We start from the raw sequence: 2500 nt of genomic DNA, 5'->3' as shown, positions 1-2500 counted from the left end.
GAAATAGCTGGTTCTCCGCGAAATCTATTGAGGTAGAGCGTCGGATGATTGCCGTTGGGGGTAGAGCACTGGATGGGCTAGGGGGTCGCGAGATCTACCAAACCTAACCAAACTCCGAATACCAACGAGTCTAGTCCGGCAGACAGACGGCGGGTGCTAAGGTCCGTCGTCAAAAGGGAAACAGCCCTAACCTACAGCTAAGGTCCCCAAGTCATCACTAAGTGGGAAAGCATGTGGGAGTCCCAAAACAACCAGGAGGTTGGCTTAGAAGCAGCCATCCTTTAAAGAAAGCGTAACAGCTCACTGGTCTAAATAAGGGTTCCTGCGGCGAAAATGTAACGGGGCTCAAGTGATGCACCGAAGCTTAGGGTGTGATCGTTTACGATCACGCGGTAGCGGAGCGTTCCGTAAGCGAGTGAAGCTCAAGGGTAACCGAGGGTGGACGTATCGGAAGTGCGAATGCTGACATGAGTAGCGATAAAGAGGGTGAGACACCCTCTCGCCGAAAGACCAAGGGTTCCTGCTTAAAGCTAATCTGAGCAGGGTGAGCCGGCCCCTAAGACGAGCCCGAAGGGGGTAGTCGATGGGAACCACGTTAATATTCGTGGGCCTGGTGGTGTGTGACGGATCGCGTGTATTGTCTGACCTTATTGGATTGGTCAGGCTTTGAAGCGGTTCCAGGAAATAGCCCCACCGTATAGACCGTACCCGAAACCGACACAGGTGGTCAGGTAGAGTATACCAAGGCGTTTGAGAGAAGTATCCTGAAGGAACTCGGCAAATTGCCTCCGTACCTTCGGAAGAAGGAGGCCCCACGTATGCGCAAGCACTCGTGGGGGGCACAGGCCAGGGGGTAGCGACTGTTTAGCAAAAACACAGGACTCTGCTAAGTCGGCTTCAAGACGACGTATAGGGTCTGACGCCTGCCCGGTGCTCGAAGGTTAAGAGGAGGAGTGCAAGCTCCGAATTGAAGCCCGAGTAAACGGCGGCCGTAACTATAACGGTCCTAAGGTAGCGAAATTCCTTGTCGGGTAAGTTCCGACCTGCACGAATGGCGTAACGACTTCCCCACTGTCTCCAGGATATGCTCAGCGAAATTGAATTCTCCGTGAAGATGCGGAGTACCCGCGGTTAGACGGAAAGACCCCGTGCACCTTTACTGCAGCTTCAGAGTGGCATTAGGAAGAAATTGTGTAGCATAGGTGGGAGGCTTTGAAGCGTCGGCGCCAGCTGACGTGGAGCCATAGGTGAAATACCACCCTGTTTGTTTCTGATGTCTAACCTCGTACCGTTAGCCGGTACAGGGACCCTCTGTGGCGGGTAGTTTGACTGGGGCGGTCGCCTCCTAAAGAGTAACGGAGGCGCGCGATGGTAGGCTCAGGACGGTTGGAAACCGTCTGCAAGAGTGCAATGGCATAAGCCTGCCTGACTGCGAGACTGACGAGTCGAGCAGAGACGAAAGTCGGTCATAGTGATCCGGTGGTCCCTCGTGGAAGGGCCATCGCTCAACGGATAAAAGGTACGCCGGGGATAACAGGCTGATGATTCCCAAGAGCTCATATCGACGGAATCGTTTGGCACCTCGATGTCGGCTCATCACATCCTGGGGCTGGAGCAGGTCCCAAGGGTTTGGCTGTTCGCCAATTAAAGTGGTACGTGAGCTGGGTTCAGAACGTCGCGAGACAGTTTGGTCCCTATCTGCCGTGGGCGTCGATACTTGAGAGGAGTTGTCCCTAGTACGAGAGGACCGGGATGAACATGCCTCTGGTGTACCTGTCGTGGCGCCAGCCGCGCAGCAGGGTAGCTATGCATGGACGGGATAACCGCTGAAAGCATCTAAGCGGGAAGCCTCCCTCGAGATTAGGTATCATCGAGTCGTGATAGACCATCACGTTGATAGGCCGGGTGTAGAAGTGCGGTAACGCATGAAGCTAACCGGTCCTAATCACTCTGTTCATGCTTGCTAGAATCCCACCATCAATGACAGACCTGCAAAGGCTCTCAACGATTGGCACGGACGACAAGCCAGCCCGATACAATCATCTCACACGCAAGTGCACGGATCATCGATTAAAACCCATACGAAACGCGCCAGCTCCATTGCTTGGTGACCATAGCGTCAGTGACCCACCCGATCCCATCTCGAACTCGGCCGTGAAACCTGACAGCGCCAATGGTACTAACGCTCAAGCGTTGGAAGAGTAGGACGTCGCCAGGCATTGAAGCCGGCGCGCATCGTATGAAAAAAACCCATTCACAAGTCAGGGCAATACGCCCAAACCAAGAGGGCCCTCACAGGCCCTCTTCGCGTTTGTGACGTATGCACTTACAGGCGGGAGCCAGCAGCCCGCCGTCCGCGCCACCCAGGCGCAACGGACACACAACTGCTGCAGGGCCTCAACCAAGGCCCTCATGGTGACGCGGGGTGGAGCAGCCCGGTAGCTCGTCAGGCTCATAACCTGAAGGTCGTAGGTTCAAATCCTACCCCCGCAACCAACAC

Annotated in this window: 1 tRNA gene and 2 rRNA genes (1 of these 3 cut by a window edge); all 3 read left to right on the top strand. The window is 55.1% G+C overall.

Features of this window, described 5'->3' with window-relative positions:
• A 23S ribosomal RNA gene (locus HNO88_RS21465) occupies positions 1–1965 on the top strand (it extends 829 nt beyond the left edge of the window).
• A 138-nt stretch (positions 1966–2103) separates the two neighbouring features.
• Positions 2104–2218, top strand: a 5S ribosomal RNA gene (gene rrf, locus HNO88_RS21460).
• A 201-nt stretch (positions 2219–2419) separates the two neighbouring features.
• Positions 2420–2496: transfer RNA gene (locus HNO88_RS21455), tRNA-Met, on the top strand.
• Positions 2497–2500: the final 4 nt, after the last annotated feature.

This window comes from Novosphingobium chloroacetimidivorans, assembly GCF_014204535.1.
Classification (GTDB): Bacteria; Pseudomonadota; Alphaproteobacteria; order Sphingomonadales; family Sphingomonadaceae; genus Novosphingobium; species Novosphingobium chloroacetimidivorans.
The sequence above is the reverse complement of the archived record's forward strand: the minus strand, read 5'-3'. Positions and strand labels throughout refer to the sequence as shown.